Annotated in this window: 25 protein-coding genes; 20 read left to right on the forward strand and 5 right to left on the reverse strand. The window is 67.4% G+C overall.

Going from position 1 to position 20,209, the window contains the following annotated elements; translation table 11 throughout:
• Nucleotides 1–162: 162 nt before the first annotated feature.
• The 5 genes from HNO80_RS06150 (at nt 163) to HNO80_RS06170 (ending at nt 4,117) form a co-directional block, all read left to right on the forward strand.
• Nucleotides 163–966, forward strand: coding sequence for a (Fe-S)-binding protein (locus HNO80_RS06150; protein ID WP_175321964.1), 804 nt, complete (start codon nt 163–165; stop codon nt 964–966).
• A complete protein-coding gene (locus tag HNO80_RS06155) occupies nt 963–2,537 on the forward strand; it encodes a LutB/LldF family L-lactate oxidation iron-sulfur protein (protein ID WP_249777194.1) in 1,575 nt (524 codons plus the stop codon). The genes HNO80_RS06150 and HNO80_RS06155 overlap by 4 nt, the downstream gene beginning before the upstream one ends.
• Nucleotides 2,534–3,169: a LutC/YkgG family protein gene (locus tag HNO80_RS06160; RefSeq protein WP_175321965.1), complete on the forward strand. Its 636-nt coding sequence runs from the start codon at nt 2,534–2,536 to the stop codon at nt 3,167–3,169. Before HNO80_RS06155 ends, HNO80_RS06160 begins: the two co-directional genes overlap by 4 nt.
• A gap of 40 nt (nt 3,170–3,209) precedes the next feature.
• Nucleotides 3,210–3,500, forward strand: coding sequence for a hypothetical protein (locus tag HNO80_RS06165; protein ID WP_175321966.1), 291 nt, complete (start codon nt 3,210–3,212; stop codon nt 3,498–3,500).
• A gap of 116 nt (nt 3,501–3,616) precedes the next feature.
• Nucleotides 3,617–4,117, forward strand: a complete 501-nt coding sequence (locus HNO80_RS06170; protein WP_175321967.1) for a GyrI-like domain-containing protein — start codon at nt 3,617–3,619, stop codon at nt 4,115–4,117.
• 18 nt (nt 4,118–4,135) lie between these two features.
• Here the strand turns inward: HNO80_RS06170 and HNO80_RS06175 are convergent, their stop codons facing one another.
• Entirely contained in the window at nt 4,136–4,483 is a 348-nt protein-coding gene (locus tag HNO80_RS06175) for a hypothetical protein (protein WP_175321968.1), read from the reverse strand.
• 140 nt (nt 4,484–4,623) lie between these two features.
• Between HNO80_RS06175 and HNO80_RS06180 the strand changes: the two genes are divergently transcribed.
• Both HNO80_RS06180 and HNO80_RS06185 read left to right on the forward strand, forming a co-directional pair.
• Nucleotides 4,624–4,926 (forward strand): DUF4193 domain-containing protein, encoded by a 303-nt coding sequence (locus HNO80_RS06180; protein WP_056741192.1) that lies wholly within the window; start codon nt 4,624–4,626, stop codon nt 4,924–4,926.
• A gap of 319 nt (nt 4,927–5,245) precedes the next feature.
• Nucleotides 5,246–5,755, forward strand: coding sequence for an AMIN-like domain-containing (lipo)protein (locus tag HNO80_RS06185; RefSeq protein ID WP_175322102.1), 510 nt, complete (start codon nt 5,246–5,248; stop codon nt 5,753–5,755).
• A gap of 57 nt (nt 5,756–5,812) precedes the next feature.
• Here the strand turns inward: HNO80_RS06185 and fliW are convergent, their stop codons facing one another.
• From fliW to HNO80_RS06205, 4 genes are read right to left on the reverse strand one after another with little or no spacing between them, the layout of a single operon-like run.
• Complete coding sequence (gene fliW, locus HNO80_RS06190) at nt 5,813–6,202, reverse strand: flagellar assembly protein FliW (protein WP_349627244.1); 390 nt, start codon at nt 6,200–6,202, stop codon at nt 5,813–5,815.
• Nucleotides 6,199–7,095 (reverse strand): flagellar hook-associated protein FlgL, encoded by an 897-nt coding sequence (gene flgL / locus HNO80_RS06195; protein ID WP_175321969.1) that lies wholly within the window; start codon nt 7,093–7,095, stop codon nt 6,199–6,201. Before flgL ends, fliW begins: the two co-directional genes overlap by 4 nt.
• Before the next feature lie 2 nt (nt 7,096–7,097).
• Nucleotides 7,098–8,513 (reverse strand): flagellar hook-associated protein FlgK, encoded by a 1,416-nt coding sequence (gene flgK / locus HNO80_RS06200; RefSeq protein ID WP_175321970.1) that lies wholly within the window; start codon nt 8,511–8,513, stop codon nt 7,098–7,100.
• Between the two features lie 12 nt (nt 8,514–8,525).
• The gene (locus tag HNO80_RS06205) at nt 8,526–9,014 is read right to left on the reverse strand and encodes a flagellar protein FlgN (RefSeq protein WP_175321971.1); all 489 of its coding nucleotides are present in this window, start codon (nt 9,012–9,014) and stop codon (nt 8,526–8,528) included.
• Between the two features lie 299 nt (nt 9,015–9,313).
• On the opposite strand from HNO80_RS06205, the gene HNO80_RS06210 reads away from it, so the two are divergent.
• The 13 genes from HNO80_RS06210 (at nt 9,314) to HNO80_RS06270 (ending at nt 19,871) form a co-directional block, all read left to right on the forward strand.
• Nucleotides 9,314–10,546, forward strand: coding sequence for a flagellin N-terminal helical domain-containing protein (locus HNO80_RS06210; protein ID WP_175321972.1), 1,233 nt, complete (start codon nt 9,314–9,316; stop codon nt 10,544–10,546).
• A gap of 150 nt (nt 10,547–10,696) precedes the next feature.
• On the forward strand, nt 10,697–12,025 hold the full coding sequence (gene fliD, locus HNO80_RS06215; protein WP_175321973.1) for a flagellar filament capping protein FliD: 1,329 nt from the start codon (nt 10,697–10,699) through the stop codon (nt 12,023–12,025).
• Complete coding sequence (gene fliS, locus HNO80_RS06220) at nt 12,022–12,549, forward strand: flagellar export chaperone FliS (protein WP_175321974.1); 528 nt, start codon at nt 12,022–12,024, stop codon at nt 12,547–12,549. The genes fliD and fliS overlap by 4 nt, the downstream gene beginning before the upstream one ends.
• Nucleotides 12,542–12,928, forward strand: coding sequence for a hypothetical protein (locus HNO80_RS06225; RefSeq protein WP_175321975.1), 387 nt, complete (start codon nt 12,542–12,544; stop codon nt 12,926–12,928). Before fliS ends, HNO80_RS06225 begins: the two co-directional genes overlap by 8 nt.
• Before the next feature lie 157 nt (nt 12,929–13,085).
• Nucleotides 13,086–13,427 carry a flagellar basal body rod protein FlgB gene (locus tag HNO80_RS06230; RefSeq protein WP_175321976.1) on the forward strand — a complete coding sequence of 114 codons (342 nt, stop codon included), beginning with the start codon at nt 13,086–13,088 and terminating at the stop codon, nt 13,425–13,427.
• Nucleotides 13,427–13,819 carry a flagellar basal body rod protein FlgC gene (locus HNO80_RS06235; RefSeq protein ID WP_175321977.1) on the forward strand — a complete coding sequence of 131 codons (393 nt, stop codon included), beginning with the start codon at nt 13,427–13,429 and terminating at the stop codon, nt 13,817–13,819. Before HNO80_RS06230 ends, HNO80_RS06235 begins: the two co-directional genes overlap by 1 nt.
• Nucleotides 13,819–14,124, forward strand: a complete 306-nt coding sequence (gene fliE, locus HNO80_RS06240; protein ID WP_175321978.1) for a flagellar hook-basal body complex protein FliE — start codon at nt 13,819–13,821, stop codon at nt 14,122–14,124. Before HNO80_RS06235 ends, fliE begins: the two co-directional genes overlap by 1 nt.
• On the forward strand, nt 14,124–15,734 hold the full coding sequence (fliF, locus tag HNO80_RS06245; protein WP_175321979.1) for a flagellar basal-body MS-ring/collar protein FliF: 1,611 nt from the start codon (nt 14,124–14,126) through the stop codon (nt 15,732–15,734). Before fliE ends, fliF begins: the two co-directional genes overlap by 1 nt.
• Nucleotides 15,731–16,747 carry a flagellar motor switch protein FliG gene (gene fliG / locus HNO80_RS06250; RefSeq protein ID WP_175321980.1) on the forward strand — a complete coding sequence of 339 codons (1,017 nt, stop codon included), beginning with the start codon at nt 15,731–15,733 and terminating at the stop codon, nt 16,745–16,747. Before fliF ends, fliG begins: the two co-directional genes overlap by 4 nt.
• On the forward strand, nt 16,737–17,417 hold the full coding sequence (locus tag HNO80_RS06255; protein ID WP_175321981.1) for a FliH/SctL family protein: 681 nt from the start codon (nt 16,737–16,739) through the stop codon (nt 17,415–17,417). The genes fliG and HNO80_RS06255 overlap by 11 nt, the downstream gene beginning before the upstream one ends.
• Nucleotides 17,414–18,742, forward strand: coding sequence for a FliI/YscN family ATPase (locus HNO80_RS06260; RefSeq protein WP_175321982.1), 1,329 nt, complete (start codon nt 17,414–17,416; stop codon nt 18,740–18,742). Before HNO80_RS06255 ends, HNO80_RS06260 begins: the two co-directional genes overlap by 4 nt.
• Nucleotides 18,739–19,173 carry a flagellar FliJ family protein gene (locus HNO80_RS06265; RefSeq protein ID WP_175321983.1) on the forward strand — a complete coding sequence of 145 codons (435 nt, stop codon included), beginning with the start codon at nt 18,739–18,741 and terminating at the stop codon, nt 19,171–19,173. The genes HNO80_RS06260 and HNO80_RS06265 overlap by 4 nt, the downstream gene beginning before the upstream one ends.
• Nucleotides 19,170–19,871, forward strand: coding sequence for a C40 family peptidase (locus HNO80_RS06270; RefSeq protein WP_175321984.1), 702 nt, complete (start codon nt 19,170–19,172; stop codon nt 19,869–19,871). The genes HNO80_RS06265 and HNO80_RS06270 overlap by 4 nt, the downstream gene beginning before the upstream one ends.
• Nucleotides 19,872–20,209 lie beyond the last annotated feature (338 nt).

The raw sequence follows: 20,209 nt of genomic DNA on the forward strand, positions 1-20,209 counted from the left end.
GAGTTCTTTGGTCAGACCACTGTGGTCGGACCATGAGAGTGTAGCGCAGATCTCATTCGACGTGTGAGGGGCTTCACTTCCCGGTTTGCGTTGGGAGTGGCGGGCATCACGTGCTTTACTATGGTCAGACCACATACGTCCGGCGCTGCTCGAAAGGCTGTCATGAGAATCGCTTTGTTCGCCACCTGCATCGTGGATGCGATGTATCCGCGCACCGCGCAGGCCACCGTGAGCATCCTGGAGCGGCTGGGGCACGAGGTCGTGTTCCCGTCCGGCCAGGCCTGCTGCGGGCAGATGCACGTCAACAGCGGATACCTCAAGGAAGCCGTCCCGGTCGTCGCCAACCATGTGCGCGCCTTCGACACCGAGGACTACGACGTCGCCGTCGCGCCGTCCGGATCGTGCGTCGCCTCGGTCAAGCACCAGCACCCGATGGTGGCCCGCTCGTGCGGCGACACCGCGCTGGAAGCCCGGGCCGCCGCCGTCGGCGCCAGAACCTACGAGCTGTCCGAGCTGTTGGTGGACGTGCTGGGCGTGACCGACGCCGGCGCTCAGCTGGGCTCATACTTCCCGCACCGGGTCACCTACCACCCCAGCTGCCACGGCATGCGCCTGCTCCGCCTCGGCGACCGCCAGGCCCGGCTGCTGCGCAGCGTCCAGGGAATCGAGCTGGCCGAGCTGCCGGAAGCGGACCAGTGCTGCGGCTTCGGCGGCACCTTCTCGATGAAAAACGCCGACGTGTCCTCGGCCATGCTCGAGGACAAGACGGCCAACGTCCGCTCCACCGGTGCCGAGCTGTGCACGGGCGGGGACGCCTCCTGCCTGATGCACATCGGCGGCGGCCTGTCCCGCCAGGGCAGCGACGTGACCACCCTGCACCTGGCCGAAATCCTCGCCAGCACCGCGGAAGCGCCGGCGTCCGTCACCGGCGACGTACGCGTTTCCACCGGAAAGGCAACACGATGAGCACCTTCCTGGGCATGCCCTCCCTTCCCGTCTTCGGCACCGGCAACCTGCACGCCGCCGAATCGTTCCCGACGGCGGCGCACCGCGAGCTGGGCAACGCCCAGCTGCGCGCCAACCTCGGCCACGCCACCCACACCATCCGAGACAAGCGCCTCCAGGTGGTCTCTGAACTGCCCGATTGGGAACAGCTGCGCGACGCCGGGTCCGCCATCAAGGAATCCGTGATGGCCAGGCTCCCCGAACTCCTCGAACAGTTCGAGCAGAACTTCACCGCCCATGGCGGAGTCATCCACTGGGCGCGCGACGCCGACGAGGCTAACGCAATCGTCGCGGGACTGATCCGGGACACCGGCGAAACCGAAGTGGTCAAGGTCAAGTCCATGGCCACCCAGGAAATCGGGCTCAACGAATACCTCGAAGAGCAGGGGATCACGGCGTTCGAAACGGACCTGGCCGAGCTGATCGTGCAGCTGGACCACGACAAGCCCAGCCACATCCTGGTCCCCGCCATCCACAAGAACCGCACCGAAATCCGCGACATCTTCCTGCGCGAAATGCCCGGCGCGGACCCGGAGCTGACCGATAACCCCGCGGTGCTGGCCATGGCGGCCCGCGCCCACCTGCGCCGCAAGTTCCTCACGGCCAAGGTGGCTGTGTCCGGGGCCAACTTCGCGCTCGCCGATTCCGGCACCCTGGCCGTCGTCGAATCCGAAGGCAACGGCCGGATGTGCCTGACGCTGCCGGAGACCCTGATCACCGTGATGGGCGTGGAGAAACTGCTGCCGAGCTGGCAGGACCTCGAGGTGTTCATGCAGCTGCTCCCGCGCTCCTCCACCGGGGAACGGATGAACCCCTACACCTCGCTGTGGACCGGCGTCACCGAGGGCGACGGGCCGCAAAACGTGCACCTGGTGCTGCTCGACAACGGACGCAGCGCCGCCCTCGCGGACGAGCTGGGCCGCTCCGCGCTGCACTGCATCCGCTGCAGCGCCTGCATGAACGTCTGCCCGGTGTACGAGCGGACCGGCGGCCACGCCTACGGCTCCACCTACCCCGGCCCGATCGGCGCCATCCTTTCCCCGCTGCTGACCGGGATCGAATCGGAGGAAAACAGCTCCCTGCCGTACGCCTCCTCACTGTGCGGGGCCTGCTACGACGCCTGCCCGGTGAAAATCAACATTCCGGACATCCTGGTGCACCTGCGCAGCGTCGACGTGGACAGCAAGCGCGGAAAGAAGAAGCTGCCCAGCCAGATGGACGTCGGCATGAAGGCCGCATCCTGGGCGCTGTCCTCCGGGAAGCGGCTCGGGCTGCTCGAAAAGGGCCTTCCCCTGGGCCGCCTGGCGGCCGGCCCGGATCAAAAGATCACCAAGCTGCCCGGCATCGCCGCCGGCTGGACCCAAAGCCGCGACATTCCGGCGCCCCCGCAGAAATCCTTCCGCGACTGGTGGGCCAAGGAACACCACGGCCCGGAATCCGGCGGCACCAACGCGCCGGCCCAGGGCAACGCCCCCGCGGATGCCCACAACAACGCCCAGGCCAAGGCCCAGGACAAGGAAGACGGAGCATGAGCGCACGCGAAGATATCCTCGGCCGGATCCGCTCCGCGCTGCGGGACGCACCCGTAGCACCGCAGATTCCGCGGGAATACCGCGCAACATCCGAGCTGGACCAGGATGCGCTGATCCATCTGTTGGTGGACCGCTTGGTCGACTACAAGGCCAGGGTCTGCGTAGTGGATGCGGCCGAGGTGCCCGAACGGATCGCCGAGCTGCTCGCGGACGCCCGCAGCTATGTCGTGCCGGCAGGGCTGGACGCCGGCTGGACCGCCGGCCCGCACTCCGCCCCGGACGGCGACCGCCGCCGCGAGGATTCCGTGTCTGCGCCGCTGACCGTCGCCGAGCTGGACGGCGTCGACGCCGTCGTGACCGGCAGCGCCGTCGCCGTCGCCGAAACGGGAACGATCATCCTGGACGGCAGTCCCAACCAGGGCCGCCGCGCCATCAGCCTCGTCCCGGACCACCACATCTGCGTCGTGAACGCCGCCGACATCGCCGGCATCCTCCCCGAGGCGCTGCGGCGGATCGACGGCACCCGGCCGCTCACCATGATCAGCGGACCGAGCGCCACCAGCGACATTGAACTTGAACGCGTCGAAGGCGTCCATGGCCCCCGCAACCTGGACGTGATCATCGCGCGGTAGCCGCGGCGGTCCTCAGCAATGCCGGAGGAAGGGAGCGTTCGTGGCCTACTATTGCCATCACGCTTGGCACGACCTGGTCGGTCTCGTCGTGGAGGTCCGCAGGGAAGGCGCGGTGGTCCGCGAAGGACTGGTCGATGCCGCCATGGCGGATTCCTCCGCCCTCTGGATCGCTGCCGACGGATTCCAGGACCGGGTACTGATCGAAGCTGCAGAGGGCTACGAGGTGTGGCTGGAACCCCGTCCGCTGGACGGGAAGTTCGCATATCGGCTGGCTCAGAGCTGGCAGGCTCCCCGGAGGCCCCGGATGGCATCTTCCTTGGTGGGGAAGTAGCTGAAGAAGGCCCGCCGGGAGGTGCCCCCCCCCCTGCGTTTCCTGCCTGAACGCGATGAGCGCCGCCGGGACGTTGGGCCCTTGACCCTCCATGTCCGGCGGCGGAGTCTTGCCCTATGAGTGAAAAGAATCCGGAAACAAGCCCCGACATCAAGTCCACCGACCTGCAGGAAAAGCCGACGGCGGTGCTGCGGGAAACCGTGCCCATGAATGCGCTGCGCGAATTCTTCGACCGCGCCTACCGTTCCGTGATGACGGCCGTGCAGCAGCAAAACGTCCAGCTGGCCGGGCCGCCGTTTGCGCTCTATCGCGGCATGCCCACCGACGTCGTCGACGTCGAAGCAGGCTTCCCGCTGGCGGCGCCGTACCCGGGCGGGGGAGCTCAGGGAGGGGAATCCGGCGTGACGGCGGGCGTGCTTCCCGCAGGCAGGGCCCTCGAGGCGATGCACGTGGGGCCGTACGACACCCTGCCGGAGACCTACAGTGCCGTGATGGCCAGGATGCAGGCGGAGGGCCTGACGCCGGGCGACGCCATGTGGGAGTACTACCTCAGCGATCCCGCCACGGAACCGGACCCTGCGGCCTGGAAGACCCTCATCGTCTGGCCGGTGGCCTGAGTCCGGACGCAGCCGGCGCTAGTCGGCGTCGATCTCTTCGAGGAGCTTCCTGGCTGCCTCGGCAATGTCGTCGTGACCATGTTGCGCGGCCCGGCTCTCTAGCGAAATGACGGCGCAGCGGTGGATTTTCTTGAAGTCGCCGAAAGGAAACGTCACGCTGCCCTTGGTTCCCTCGGAGGCGTCCGTGTCCAGCCCCAGATGCCAGTGCGAGAACTCGGCGAATCCGTTCTTTTCGATGAACTTGTTCTCCTGCTCGGCTGACGGTGCGTGCTCGCTCCAGTCGTCCCGGGTGTCGCGCTGGACCTTCCCGTCCTTGACCAGGCGTCGGGCGAGTGAGAGTGCTTGTTTGTTCAGTTTCGTAGCCATCATTGCCTCCAAGTGACCCTGTCCGGCGACGCTTAATGTCGCTTTCACCACACTATTCTTCATCTCCAAGGATGATGCCCTAAACTGCTTCACTGAGGTGCCTGAAATGGCGCTGTGCAGCAACGAAAGTGAACCCCGCTATGGCTACCGATTACGACGCCCCACGCAAGACAGAAGAAGAGTCTCCCGCTGAATCGCTGGAGGCCCTTCAGGCATCCCGTGGCGGCGGTGCCCAGACTGCTGTTATCGACGTCGACGAGAACGACACCGCTGAAGGCATCGACCTTCCCGGCGCCGACCTCTCCGGCGAAGAACTGACCGTCATTGTTGTTCCCGAGCAGTCCGACGAATTCACCTGTTCCTCCTGCTTCCTGGTCCGCCACCGGTCCCAGGTTGCCAAGGAAAAGAACGGCCTGAAGTACTGCCGCGACTGCGAAGGCTAAAGCCCTCCCGCCCGGACCCCCGGGCTCGTTTCGAGAATTTTGATTTACCCAAAGCAAAGCGCCGGACGCCCGCAAGGGCCCGGCGCTTTGCCGTATCCGGCAACGCCGAACCCAACTGACTCGCAGTAAGTGCCGTTTTCGACCCTCAAAACGACCCCTGCTGCCAGTTAGTTGGGGCTAACGACCTCTCGTCAACCCAGACGGGCGGTTCTACTCTTGAGGTATCCGGGTGAGGTGGATGTCCGGATGATTTGAGGGGGCGGCTATCGTGACAAGATCCCGAGCGAACAGGCTCACCGTCTGGTTTGTGGCCTTGCTGATGGCGGCTGGGCTGGGACTCCTGGCGCCCGGGCCGGCCGCGGCGTCACCCTATTGCGGACTCGTCTGGGGATCGCTGGCCAAGGCCGACGCCGCGATGAGCCAGGCGAAGGTGGTCAACGTCCGGACCGGCCAGCACTACTGCTTCGACCGCCTTGTCATCGATCTCAACGGACCGGCGGCCGGCTACTCGGTGCGGTATGTGCCCCAGGTGGTGCAGGACGGTTCCGGCTTGCCGATCCCGCTGCGGGGCCAGGCCTTCATCCAACTCACCGCCAACGCGCCGGCCTACGACGCGGGCGGGAAATCCACCTACAACCCGGCCAACAAGGCCGAGCTGAGCAACGTGGGCGGGTACCAGACCTTCCGGCAAGTGGCGTGGGCCGGAAGCTTCGAGGGGTACACCAGCCTGGGACTGGGCGTCCGCGCGAGGCTGCCGTTCCGGGTCTTCACCTTGGCCGGACCCGGCTCGGGCTCCCGCCTGGTCATCGACGTCGCGCACTTCTGGTGAGCTGGCGCGGGTGAGGCCGCGCCAGAACTCCTGAGGCGCGCCCGACGGCGGTAGCGGCTACAGCGCGCCGAGCTCCGCCCGAAGCGGGTATTCCGTGCCGTCTAGCACGAGCTGGGTGCAACGCCCGGTGGCGGGGTTGAACACGATCGGTGCCATCAGGTTCACCGTGGTGGACGCGGGGGAGTGGTTGACCACCACCAGCACCCGGGGCGAATCGCCGTCGCCGAGTCCCAGGGCTTCCATTGCGGCGGCCGGAAGCGGCGGCGCGTAGCCGGGAACGAACACTGCGGCGTCCGCAAGGAACAGCCGCACCGGCGTGGAGCCGGATTCGAGCGCGAACAGGCCAGGGGCGCTGTCGATGTTCCGCAGGGCAAAGTCGTGCACGTTTTCCAGGCCCGGCATCGGAGCGGTGAACGTTACGGGAGTGCTGCTGAGGAGGGCGCTCACCGCAGGAAGTCCATCAGCGTGGGCTGCAGGACCTTCGCCGTCGCGGCCAGGGCTACCTGGTAGTTGGTTTCCTGAAGCTTCAGGTCCATGATCACGCTGCCGAGATCTGCCTTCTCAATGCCCATCTTCTGTGCATCCAAGGTGGCCTCCAATTCTGTGTTGACGTTGGCGGCACGTTCCAGCTGCGCTTGGCGCGTTCCGATGTCCGAACGTCCGTTGATGACGTTCTTGACGCCCGCCTCAAGCTGCCCGGCAAGTGCGGTCACGTCCTGATTGTTGCGCAGCCCGTTGACGATGCCGCTGACCGTGTCGAAGATCGAGGTTGGGCCGTTACCGAAAATCGCGGCGCCGTCGGCATCTACCCTGACTGTCTGGTTTTCGCTGATGCGGCGTTCCACCGAGCTGTTAGGAACGCCATTGAACGTGGTCGGAGTGCCGGCCGCTCCGGCGGTGAACGCGTTGGCGGCGTCAGAGCTGCCGGCGAAGATGTTGCGGCCCAGGTGCTTCCTGTTGGCAATGGAGAGCAGGTCTGCGTTCAGGCCCTCCAGCTCCAGGGCGATCGCGTCCCGGCCGGCCTGGCTGAGTGTGCCATTGCCGGCCTGGACGGTAAGGTCCTGCATCTTGTGGACAACGTTGGTGGCCTGTTCCAAGGCGGAATCCGCGGCGGTCAGCCAGCGGTCACCGTCGTCGATGTTCCTGCCATACTGGGCGGCGGCGGCGATCCGAGAGCGGGTCTGCAGGGCCTGGGCCGTGGCTGCAGGATCGTCCGAGGGCCGGGAGATCTTGTCCAGCGTGGAAGCCTTGTCCTGCAGCCCGGCGAGTTTGGCCTGCTGGGCCTGTAGCGTCCGCTGCGCCGAGGTGCTCATGGTCAGGTTTGTTACCCGGTTCAGCATGTCTACCTTCCTACCAGTCCGGTGCGGTTGATCAAAACATCCAGCGCCTCATCCACGGCCGTCATGACCCGGGCCGCGGCCTGGTAGGCATGCTGGTTGGTGAGCAGGCTGACGTTCTCTTCGTCCAGGCTCACGGAGGCCTGCGAAGCACGGTTGGCCAGGGCCGAAGCCTCGGCCGTGGATGCGAGGGCTTCGCGCTGTTGGGCGCCGCGGGATTCGACGCCGATCCCCGTCACGATGCTCGCCCAGAGGCTGTCCGGGGATTCGGTGCCCGTGCCTAGTTGGGAGATCTTGTCAGCGATGCTGTTGTCCAGTCTGCCGGCGCCGGCACCGATGCCGATCTCCCCGACACTGCGAGGCAGCACGGCCAGGGTCAGTGCCGGATTGGCGCCGGCGGCGCCGAAGAAATCGTCGGCCACGGCCCCGGTGGAGGTTTGAGCGCCATTGTGGAGGGCGTTGACGTCGTCGCGGAGCTTCCCGGCAAACGCGTTGTACGACGCCGCCGCCTCCGCGATCGCGCCGCCGCTGCCCCCGGCGTTGGCGGGCGCCAGGACGGACAGTGCGCCGGCGATTGCGCCGTCGCTGACCGGTACGGCCTGCCCCGGCCGGTCAGCCCATTCGAGCTGGACCGTGGATCCGAGCGAATCCCCGGCTGCGGTGCCGGAGAGGGCCAGGGCCCTCACTGACGTGCCCATGACGAGCGCGTTGCCGCCGACGTGGACGTCCACGGTGCCATCAGCCTGTTCCCGGACGGTGCCGCCGGCCAGCCGGGAGATAGTTTCCGTGAGCTTCGCCCGCGCGTCGATGAGTTCGTTGGCCGAACCGCCGGCAGCGGTGGTGGTGCGGATGGTCGCATTGAGGGCGGCCACCTGGGCGGCGGCCGAATTCACGGCGTCAACGCTGTCCTGGGCCTGGCCACGGACACTGCTCCACTGTGCCGTCAAAGCGCTGTACCCGGAGGAGATCTTCGCGCTGAGCTCAGTGCCGGCCTGCAGGAGCTGACCTGCGGGACCGGATTCCCCGGGCTGGTTGGCCGCACCCTGCCAGGCTGACCAGAAGTTGTGCAATGCTGCGGAAATGCCGTTGTCGCCGGGTTCCAGGAGGGTGGCCTCAATCCCCTGCAGTGCGGAGGACCGTGCGCTGGCATACCCGGCCTGCGACGTGGACGAGCGGACGCCGGCGTCCAGCAGGCCGCTGCCCAAGCGGGCGATGCCGTCCACGGAGACGCCGTTGCCGGATTCCGGGCGACCGGAGCCCATCAGGCCTTGGGCAGGTGCAGCAATCGCCGACTGCTGCACGCGCTGGCGGGTGTAGCCCTCGGTGGCGGCGTTGGCGATGTTCTGGGCGGCGACGTTCATGCCCTGCTGGGCCGCGGTCAGGCCCCGGTAGGCGGTATTCAGGGCGCCAAAGGTGCTCATGGAGTAGCTTCCTTAGAATTGCTGGTCGAAGAAGCGGGAGCCGGCAGCGTCCCCGGTCCTGCCCTGGGCGTCATAGATGCCGGCGGCCGCAGCGGGGCGCAGGTCCGCCAGGGACTCCTGGGTGGAGCGGACTGCGGTGCGCAGGTACTGCTCGTTGGAGTCGCGCAGCTCCTTGATCAGGGCGGTCTGGCGGGTCAGTGCGTTCAGGTGTGCGGTTAGGACCTCGGACCAGGCGCCCTCCGGGGCGGCCCCCGCGAGTTCGCCTAGCGTCGCGTCGGTAGGAAGGCCCCACGTCTCAGCGACGACGGCGGCCTCGATGGTGCGCGCCAGGCTCGCCTTGGAGAGGTGCGCGAGGACCTGCTCCACTTCTTTGGTGCCGTGCGCCAGCCAGCGCGACTTGCCTGAGGTGAGGAGCAGCTGCTCTTCTTCCAGTTTGAAAGTGAGAACGTCCAGGAGTTCACGCTCCCGCCACAGCAGGGCTGAAAGTTCGTGGATGGCCATGGTCCGGAGGACTCCCTCATGTGTCTGGATGGTGCAGGTGACAGGTGCGGTGGTGCCGGTGGGGCTGAGTGTTCGTGCGGACGATTCAGCGTTCTTCAGCAGGGTTCGTAAGAACTATCGGCAGTGAGGGAGGCTCCGTTAGCCGGAATATGCCTGATTACAAGGGGAAATGCGGTCAAAGGTTCGCGCCCAAAGAATTTCGGCTGTTTGCCTTACCCCTGCGGCGCGGCGGGCGATAGCTACTCTCGAGGGCCCACGGATGGGCCATCGAACACTGTCCCAATCATGGAGGAAACATCATGGGAATGCAGATCAACACCAACATGGCTGCGAACAACGCGTACCGCAGCCTCAGCAACACTCAGAACGACCTGTCCAAGTCGCTGGAGAAGCTTTCCAGCGGCCTGCGCATCAACCGCGCCGGCGACGACGCGGCAGGCCTGGCACTGTCCGAAGGCCTGAAGTCCCAGATCGGCGGCCTTTCGGTTGCTGCTCGCAACGCCCAGGACGGTATCGGCGCTGTTCAGACCGCTGAAGGCGGCCTGAACCAGACCCAGTCGATCCTGCAGCGCCTGCGTGATCTAGGTGTTCAGGCCGCCAACGACACAAACAACGTCGAGTCCCGCGGTGCCATCAAGACCGAAGCTGACAGCCTCGTGAAGGAACTGGACCGCATCGCCGGCTCCACGAACTTCAACGGTGCGCAGCTGCTGGACGGATCCAAGGCTGGAATGTCATTCCAGGTCGGAGCCAACGCGGACGACGCCAGTCGCATCACCGTTGACCTGGCAAGCGCCGACGTGACCACCATCACCTCGGCATTGAAGGATGGATCCCTTGCCTCCAACGGCACGCAGTTTGACCTCACGGCAACGACAGGTCTCGCTGACCTGTCAGCCGCGGCCACCACGGGCGGCTACACCTTCACGTCCGTAAAGGACGGCGTAACCACGACGATCAAAACCGGCAAGCTCGACGACAACATCAAGGGTGCAACCGGTCAGGACGCCGACGACTTCCAGAGCGTTGACGAGTTCGTCGGTGCGCTGAACAAGGACGCCAACTTCGCCGCGCACTTCACCGCCTCGACGGTGCGCGACGCAAACGGTGCCGGCACGGGAATTGTCGTGACGGCGAAGGACGGCGGGGTAGTAGACGCGACTTCGGCGAATGCGGGTCTCGACACTCAGACCGACCTGACAAAGATCGGCACCGCAGGTACCACTTCCGGCCTCGATTTCACCACAGCAGACGCAGCTCAGAAGTCTATTGCTCTGATCGACACCCAGATCACAAAGGTCTCCACCGCTCGCGCCGAACTGGGTGCTTCGCAGAACCGTCTCGAGTCGGCGGTGCAGACGATCAACGTCGCCAAGGAAAACCTGACCGCTTCCAACTCCCGTATCCGCGACACGGACATGGCTGAGGAAATGGTCAAGTTCACCCGCAACAACATCCTGTCCCAGGCCGGCACCGCCATGCTCGCGCAGGCTAACCAGTCCAACCAGGGTGTTCTGCAGCTCCTCCGCTAAACCGGGCCGCTGAGGGGTTGAGCAAACGGCTCCTCTGCCGGTTTTGGTGGAAGGCGCACAGCGTCCGGAGAGATTCCTTCTCTCCGGGCGCTGTGCAGTACCACCGCAGTGCCATATTCAACCGATTCACGTTCCGAAGGAGCTTTAGGCGTGGGACTCTCCATCGATGGGCTGTCCAGCGGACTGGACACCACGTCCCTGATCAATTCGCTGATGACGATCGAGGCCGCACCGCAAAGCCTCATCAAGAGCAAGGCCGCCGCAGTCCAGAGCCGCATCTCGGCGCTTCAGGGTCTCAATTCCGCCGTCGCAGACTTGGCAACCAAGGCCGCGAAACTCGCCGATCCCAAGAGCCTGGAGCTCTACTCGGCCACGAGCACCGCCTCGAACGTCAAGGCCTCCATCGGCGCCGGGGCGAAGCCCGGAGCCGTTGATTTCACGGTCACCCAGTTGGCCCAGTCCCAGGTATCGGTCACCAAAAACCTGGCTGCCTGGCCGTACACCACCATGACCGTCACGGACAACGGCGGCAAGGCCGTTACTATCACGCCCCTTACCAGTTCCCTGGACGACGTCGTCGCCGCCGTCAACCTGTCCGGCGCCGGGATTGTCGCGTCCAAGGTATCGGTAGGAGGCGGCGAATTCCGCCTCCAGTTCGCCTCCGCAAAGTCCGGGGAAGCAGCCTCATTCAGCGTCTCGGATCCGGACGGGACTGTGGGCTTGATGCCCGTCCAAACGGCTCAGGATGCCAAGATCAAGTTGTGGGCTGGCAGCGCCGCTGAAGTGACGATGAGTTCGTCCACCAACACCTTCTCGGAAATCCTCCCTGGCGTCTCGGCCACGGTGAGCGAGGTCTCGGCCACTCCCGCACGCGTCACCGTTTCACGGGACAACGCGCAAATCAGCAAGGCTGCCTCCGACTTGGTTAGCTCGGTCAACGGTGTGCTGGCCCAGATCTCGACGAAGAGCACCGTGGTCAGCAGCACCGACGCCTCGGGTGCCCCGGTCACCTCCGGTGGCGTGTTCACCGGGGACAGCACCATCCGCACGGTCAACGCGGCGGTCCTGAGCGCGGCCTCACAGCCCGTCGACGGTAAATCCCCGTCAGACCTCGGCATTGTGCTCAACAAAACAGGATCCCTCGACTTCGACGCCACTAAGTTCGGCGATGCAATGGCCAAGGACCCCGTTGGGACCATGGCCGCCGTTGCCACGATTGCCGGCCGGGTCGCAGACGCCGCTAAGCAAGCCTCGGATCCCACCACGGGGCTCCTCACCACCAAGATCAAGGGCCAGCAGTCGGCCGCCAAGGATTACACCGACCAGATCGCCAGCTGGGATGACCGCCTTGTAACGCGCCGGGCCACCCTGCAGCAGACCTACACGGCGCTTGAAGTAGCCCTCAGCGGCATGAAGGCGCAGTCGGCCTGGCTGTCGTCCCAGCTTGCAGGCCTCTCGTCAGGAAGTTCCTCATCATGACCTTGCCCTCCTTCGGCGGCTACGGCAACGCCTCCCAGCGGAACCAGTACCTCGCAGACTCGGTGCTTTCCGCGCCGCCGGCGCGCCTGCTCACCATGCTTTACGACCGGCTGCTGCTGGACCTCAGCCGCGCAGAGACCGCGCAGCAGGCCGGCAACTGGCCGGTCGCCTCGGAAAACCTCTTGCACGGCCAGGCGATCATCGCCGAGCTCATCTCCTCGCTCAAGACTGACGCCTGGGACGGCGCGGACGGCCTGCTGGGGCTTTACAACTACGCCTTCACGGCGCTGGTCAACGCCAATATCCAGCGGGACGCGGCACTGACGCGGGAGGCGATCGAGCTGCTGGAACCCCTGCGCCAGGCGTGGCACGAGGCCGCGGCGGCGATCCCGGCAGCCCAACCGGCCGGCCAGCAGGCTGCGGCCGCAGCGGCAGCGCCGGCGTCGGCAGCATCTGCTTTCGCATCAGCCGGCGCCTGGGCCACCCAGCCGGGCGCCGGCGGCGGGAGCCTTGGTTTTGGCTGAGCAGGCCCATTGGGGAGACCAAATAGCCGAGCCATTCGAGGGGGATCCGGCCCTCGCCGCCTGGATGCTGGTGCTTGACGTGCTGGAGATGGCTGTCGTTGCGGCGGAGAAGACACTCAAGGACCCGTTGGGTCCCCTGTCCGCACGGGACCAACCGGTCGCCGCACTGCCGGTGGAGCGCTGGACGCCGCCGGCACTGCACGCACCGCTTCCGCCCGAAGCGCGACGCCGGGCCATGGCCCTGTCCGCGGCGCAGGAGCGGGTGGCGCGGCGCCTGGAAGCGGCCAAGCACGACGTCGGCCGGCAGCTTCAGGCGGTCAGCTCGGTGCCCGGCGTCGGCGATCCGTCGGGTGCGATCTACCTCGACGTCAACGGCTAGCACCGCCGTCGCGGGGGACCCAGAAAAAACCCGAAGAAACCTTTCACACTTTTTACTAACGCGGCGCTGAACTGTGCCGATAACCACAGTAAGAGCACGGATCGCTCGTTTACCGGCCACGGATCGGCCACCCCACAAATTTCCCAGGCAGGACTCTGTGCTCGAATCCGTGACTTCCGCCGCCCTGGCCAGCGCCATGGACGGGCTGGCGCTGCGCCAACGCACCATCGCGAACAACATCGCCAACGTCAACACCCCGAACTACCACGCCAAGCGCGTCAGCTTCGAGGACGCCCTCGCTGCCTCCGTGCAGTCCGGCGACGGGCATGCGCAGGCGACCATGGCGACCTCGCTGGAGCCCACCCAGCTCAACGGGAACAACGTCAACCTGGACACCGAAACGCTCTCCAACATTGACACCGTGCTGCGCTTCCAGTTCGCCGCCCGGGCCATCGGCGGGGAATTCACCGCCGTCCGTGCAGCGATGAGGACGAACTAATGACCTTTGACGCGATCGGCATCGCCGGCTCCGCCCTGACCGTGCACCGCAAATGGCTCGACGCTGTCTCGGACAACCTCGCCAACATGAACAACGCCTCCGCCACGTCCGGGCCAGCGTTCCGGGCCAAGTACGTCGAAGCGGCCGAAGGCGCGGAGGGCAGCGGCGTCTACGTCAAAGCCACCGCGCTCGGCGACGAGACCGGCCGCATCGTCTACCAGCCGGACCATCCGCTGGCCGACGCCGACGGCAACGTCAAGTACCCGGACATCGACATGGCCGAGCAGATGGGCGCCCTGATCATCGCCCAGCGCGGCTACCAGGCCAACGCCCAAGTCGTGGACCGCGCCCGCGAGACCTATCTCGCCGCCCTTGAGATTGGAAAATCCTGATGCCTGTTTCCCCGATCGCGCCGGTCCAGGGCGTACTGCCCACGGACTACCTCTCCGGCGCCGCGGCGGTCCCCGCCACGGACGGGTCCTCCTTTGCCTCCTCGCTCACCGGCGCCGTCGACAACCTCCAGCAGCTGCAGTCGACGTCGAAAGAGCTCGCCGTCTCCGCCGTGACCGGCAACCTCGACGACATCCACAACGCCACCATCGCCGCGAGCCGGGCCCAGATCACCCTGGAACTCGTGGCCACGGTCCGGAACAAGGGCGTTGACGCCTTCAACGAGATCATGAGGATGCAGGCCTGATGCCTCCGCAGATCACTGTCTTCTTCCAGCGTTTCGGCGCCGGCCTCAAGAGCTTCACCACCGGCCAGCGCACGCTCGCCGTAATCGGCGCCGCGCTGCTGATCGTCGGCGTCGTCGCGCTCTCCGCCTGGCTCACCCGGCCCACCCTGGCGCCGCTGTTCTCCGGCCTCAAGGACACGGACGCGAACGGCATCGTGGAGCAACTGCGCAAGGACAACGTGCCCTATGAGCTCAGTGACGGCGGCTCCACCATCCTCGTGCCGCAGGACAAGGTCTACGACGAGCGCCTCAAAGCCGCCGCGGCCGGCCTTCCGACCGCAGCGGCTACCGGCTACTCGCTGCTGGACAAGATGGGTGTAACGTCCTCCGAGTTCCAGCAGTCCGTGACCTACAAGCGCGCTCTCGAAGGCGAACTGGCCAGCACCATCTCCGCCATGGACGGCGTGAAGACCGCCGCGGTCCGGCTCGCCATCCCGGAAAAGACCGTCTTCGTCTCCAAGGCGCCGGACACCACGGCCTCGGTCTTCGTCGAGACCGCGCCCGGCGTCACCCTGTCCAGTGACAAGGTCCAGGCCATCGTGCACCTGACGTCGGCCGCGATTGAGAACCTCAAGCCCGCCAACGTCTCGGTGGTGGACTCGCAGGGCAACGTCCTCTCCACGGTGGGCGGCGGGGCAGCAGGGTCCTCCACCAAGCAGGCCGCCGACTACCAGCAGCGCACCGGCGACGCAGTCCGCGCCGTCCTGGACCGCGTGGTCGGTCCCGGCAACTCGACCGTGGCGGTCGCGGCTGATGTCACCGGAGAATCCGCCCAACAAAAGAGCGAAACCTTCTCCAACACCCCCGGCGCGCTGCCGCTGAGCGAATCCTCCAAGACGGAAAAGTACAGCGGAGGCGCAGGCGGCGCCGCCGGCGTCCTCGGACCGGACAACATCGCGGTCCCCGGCGGAACCAGCGGCAACGGCAGCTTCGACTCCACGACCGCGACCAAGAACAACGCCGTCAACAAGGTCACCGAGGACCGTGTCATCCCGCCGGGCGCCGTGAAGCGCCAGACCATTTCGGTGGCCGTCAGCCAGGCCGCCGCAGGCGGGCTGAACATCGGCTCGCTCACTGCGCTGGTGACCTCCGCCGCCGGCGTCGACAAGGCCCGGGGCGACATCGTCACCGTCGAGGTGATCCCGTTCAGCACCGCGGCCGCGGATGCGGCCAACGCCTCCCTCGATGCGGCCAAGGCCGACCTCGAGGCGCAGAAGCAGCAGGCGTTCTTCGCCACCCTGGTCACCGCCGGCAGCATCCTGCTCGGACTGCTGATCCTGGCCCTGATCATCACCGTCATTCTGCGCCGCCGCCAGAAGCGCGAACCGGTGGATCTCGGCGAACGACTGGACCTTCTGCCGGCGATCCCCGCCGTCACGGCCATCGATCCGGCCCCCGCGACGTCCGCCATCCCGTTGACAGCACTGCCGCTGCAGCCACTGCCCGCACCGCCCATGGAGGTGCTGGAAGCCGAACGCCGCATGCAGGAGATCGACAACATGGTCGCCGCCAACCCGGAGAAGGCAGCCGACTACCTGCGCAGCCTCATGGATGACAGGCAGCCCGCATGAAACTTGCCGAATCGACCCTCACCGGCACCCAGCGCGCCGCCGTCGTCCTGATGCAGATGAGCCCGCCCAACGCGGCCCGGGTGATGGCACAGTTCACGGACGCCGAGGCGGAGGAAATCGCCGCCGAGATTGTCCGGCTCCGCAAGGTGGACCCGGAGGTCGCCGAACAGATCATGAAGGACTTCCACGAGGCTGCCCTGAGCAGCCCGCGGCAGGCCCGCGGCGGCCGGGAGCTCGCCGAAGGCCTGCTCGAGGCCTCGTTCGGCTCGGAAAAGGCCGCCGGCCTGATCAACCGGCTGACCGTCAACATGGCCGGCAAATCGTTTGAATTCCTTGAAGACATCGAGCCGGTGCAGATCCTCGCGCTGATCGACGGCGAACTTCCGCAGACCATCGCGCTGGTCCTGGCCCACCTGAGCCCGCGCAAGGCCTCGGCCGTGATGTCCGGGCTGCCCGGCTCGCTCCGGGCCGACGTCGCGCTCAGCATCGCCACCATGGGCTCGGGCGCGCCGGAAGCCATCGGCATCGTCGCGGACACGCTGAAGCTGCGCGGCGGCGCGGCCGTGTCGCAGCAGGCCTCCAAGGTGGTCGGCGGCATCCAGCCACTGCTGGAAATCATCAACCGGACCGACGCCGGCACCGAACGTTCCGTCCTGGACGGACTGGACCTGCTGGATCCGGACCTCGCCGTGGAAATCCGCGCCCAGATGGTGACGTTCGACGACATCGTCAAGCTGGAACGCCGCGACGTGCAACTGGTGCTCCGCGGCCTGGACGCCTCCGTGCTCGCCGTGGCCATGAAGGGCGCCACGGAACCGGTGCTGGAAACCATCACCACCAACGTCTCCGGCCGCAACCTGGAAATCCTCGAATCCGAGATGGCGGCACTGGGACCGCTGCGCGCCTCGCAGATCGAGGAGGCACGGGCCGCCGTCGTCCGCTCCATCCGCGAGCTCGAAGCCGAAGGCCAGATCACCATCCAGCGCGGGGACGAAGAAGACTATGTTTACTGACGGGTCGTTTACGGACGCCGGCTCCGCCGGGGGCCCTCCGGCCCGCATCGTCTTCCCCTCGCTGCGGTCCAGCGGGCCGGCCAACGAGCAGGCCGGCTACACCGAGGGCCACGCCGCCGGCTACGCCGCGGGCGTCCGCGCCGCCGCCAAGGAACAGCGCCGCTGGCGCGACCGGATGGCCGCCGAACAGGCCGCCTCGCTCGCCGCCGGGCAGCAGGACCTGGACCGTGCGGTCCGCGCCCTCGCCGTGGCCCGCACCGACTTCGCGCACCGCAACGTCCAGGCCCTGAAGGACGCCGAGGAGGTCCTGGCCCGCACCGCGCTGGAACTGGCCGAGGCCATCCTCGGCTACGAACTCGCCGAGGGCACCCGGACGGCCCGCGCCGCCCTGGACCGCGCCCTGTCCGGAAACGACGCCGCCACCGTGCTGGCCATCCGGTTGCACCCGGCCGACATTGAGGTGCTCGCCAAGGAAGGCCAGGACCTGCCGGCCGGCCTTCCGCTGCTCGCCGATGCGTCCCTGCAGCGCGGCGACGCGAAGGTGGAATACCAGCAGGGCTGGCTGGACGCCAGCCTGGGCAGCGCCCTGGCCCGTGCCAAGGCGGCCCTGATGGGGGACCAGCAGTGGCCCGCCAATGCCCCGGATACGCTCTCCGGCGGGCAGCCATGATCGCCCAGTGGCGCCCCAAGGGCGAGGACTTTGCGGCGGCCCTCGCCGCGGCCGCACCGCAGCGGGTCGGCACCGTCACCTCCGTGATGGGCCTTGGCCTGGAAGTGTCCGGCCTGGACTGCGCCCTCGGTGACCTGGTCACCGTGGGGGAGAACCCCGGACTCGACGCCGAGGTGGTGGCGGCCCTGGACGGGGCCGTGCGCTGCATGCCGCTCGGGCGCCTCGCCGGCGTCGCCGCCGGCGACCCGGTCCGCGCTAAGGGCGGCACCGTGCTGGTCCCGACCGGCGCGGGGCTCTTCGGCCGCGTCATCGACGGCCTGGGCCGCCCGATCGACGGCAAGGGCCCGCTGCTCAGCGGCCCGCGCGTGCCGATCGACAACGAGGCGCCGAACGCCATGAAACGCGCCCGGATCGATACCGCGCTGCAGACCGGTGTCCGGGTCCTTGACACCATGACCACCCTGGGCAAGGGCCAGCGCATGGGCCTCTTCGCTGGCTCCGGCGTCGGCAAGTCCTCCCTGCTGTCCATGATCGCCCGAGGCACCGACGCCGAAGTATCCGTGATCGCCCTCGTGGGGGAGCGCGGCCGCGAAGTCCGCGAATTCCTGGAGGACGACCTTGGCCCCGCCGGGCTGGCCCGCTCCGTCGTCGTCGTCGCCACCTCGGATGAGCCGGCGTTGATGCGCATGCGCGCCGCGTTCACGGCCACCCGGATCGCCGAATCCTTCCGGGACCAGGGACAGGACGTCGTGCTCATGATGGATTCGCTGACCCGCGTGGCCATGGCCCAGCGCGAGATCGGCCTCTCCGCCGGCGAGCCCCCCGCTACCCGCGGCTACCCGCCGTCGACGTTCTCCGTCCTGGCCCGCCTGCTGGAGCGGGCCGGCACCGCCGAGACCGGCTCCGTGACGGGCATCTACACCGTGCTGGTGGACGGCGATGACCACAATGAACCCATCGCCGATGCAGCCCGGTCCATCCTCGACGGCCACGTGGTGCTGGACCGGAAACTCGCTGTGACGGGACACTTCCCCTCGGTGGACGTGCTCGGTTCGGTCTCGCGCGTCGCCTCTAAGGTCAACGCCCGTCCCCATCTCGACGCAGCCTCCACGCTGCGCCGGGTCCTCGCGGCCCGCAAGGCAGCACAGGACCTGATCGACGTCGGCGCCTACCAGGCCGGGACCAACCCGCTGGTGGATGCCGCCCTGGCCCATGAGGACTCCGTCAGCGGTTTCCTGCAGCAGCCTATGGACGAGTCCACCCCCCACCCCGAGTCCTGGCGTCAGCTGGGCCACCTCACTTCGATCCTGGGAGCCGCGGCATGAACCGGCAATTCTCACTCGCGGGGCTGCTGCGCCTCCGCCAGATCCAGCAGGACCAGGCGGCCTCAGGACTGGCCCTCGCCCGGTCCCGGTCCAGCTCGGTCCGTGCCCGCGAAGCCTCCGCCCGCCGGCAGCTGTCCGCCACCGACGAGGACATCGTCAGCTCGGCGTCGCTGCGGGCCGTCGCGGCGGCCCGCTCCGCGTCCCACAGCATGCTCGCGGACCTGCAGAACCTCGCCCGCGTCGCCGAGACGGACGAGGCCACCGCGCGCGAGGAATTCATCGCCGCCCGCACCCGGTCCGTTGGCCTGGAGAAGCTGCAGGCCCGTCACCACGCCGAGGTAAACACCGCGGAGCTGCGTGCCGAACAGTCCACCCTGGACGAGATCTCCTCGACGATCTGGCACCGGGACGAACAGCAGGTGCGCTCATGAGCATGACCGAGGCGCTGGGCCGCATGCAGGGCATCCAGTCGATGATCGCCGAACTCACCCGTCCCGCCCAGACCGAAAGCACCGCCGCGGCGCTGAAGTCCGCCGCAGCCACATCCCTCGCCACCGGGACCGGAAACGGCGACGCCGGCTCCTTCACAGAGGCGCTCACCGCGGCCCTCGGCGGAAGCGGAAACGCCTCTGGAACGGATCCCTCCTCCCTGGCCGGCGGCCTGGGGCTGGGCGGCGCCGCGGGGCTCGGGAACTTGGCCGGGCTCACCGCGCCGGCCTCCGTGGCCGGTCCGGCTTCAGTTCCGGCCGGAACCGCCACCGGCACAAACGTGGTGGCCATGGCCAAGAAGTACATCGGGGTGCCGTACGTCTGGGGCGGCACCAACCCGGCCACCGGGATGGACTGCTCCGGCTTCACACAGCGGGTCTTCAAGGACCTGGGCGTCGAGCTTCCCCGCGTCGTCAGCGACCAGATGAAGCAGGGAACCCCGGTGGCGTCCCTGGCCGAGGCTAAGCCCGGCGACCTGCTGGTGAGTTTCGGCGGGAACCACATCTCCATCTACCTCGGCAACGGCAAGGCCATCGACGCGCCCGTGCCAGGCAAGACCATCCAGATCCGCGACGCCTGGGAGCAGCAGTCCAACCTGACCTCCATCCGGCGGATCGTCCCGGCCGGAGGCGCCTCATGAAGGGCCTGGTTGCGGCGGACCTGGCGGCCGCGCTGGCACCGGCCCGCCGCTCCGGCCAGGACAGCCGTGCCCGTGCCGATGGCGGAACGTCCGACGCCGGTATCTTCGGCTTGGTTCTGAGCGACGCCGTAGTCGCCGCCGCAGCCCCGACCCCCGACGCTCCCTCAGGTTTGGTGCCTTCCACCCCCGACGCTCCCTCAGGTTTGGTTGGTGCTGTCCCGAACGCTCCCTCAGGTTTGGTGCCTCCGAACGCTCCCTCAGGTTTGGTGCCTCCCGTACCCAACGCTGCCTCAGGTTTGGTGCCGTCTGTTCCGGACGCTGCCTCAGGTTTGGTGCCT

Origin of the sequence: Arthrobacter sp. C9C5 (assembly GCF_013359735.1) — a bacterium.
GTDB lineage: Bacteria > Actinomycetota > Actinomycetes > Actinomycetales > Micrococcaceae > Arthrobacter.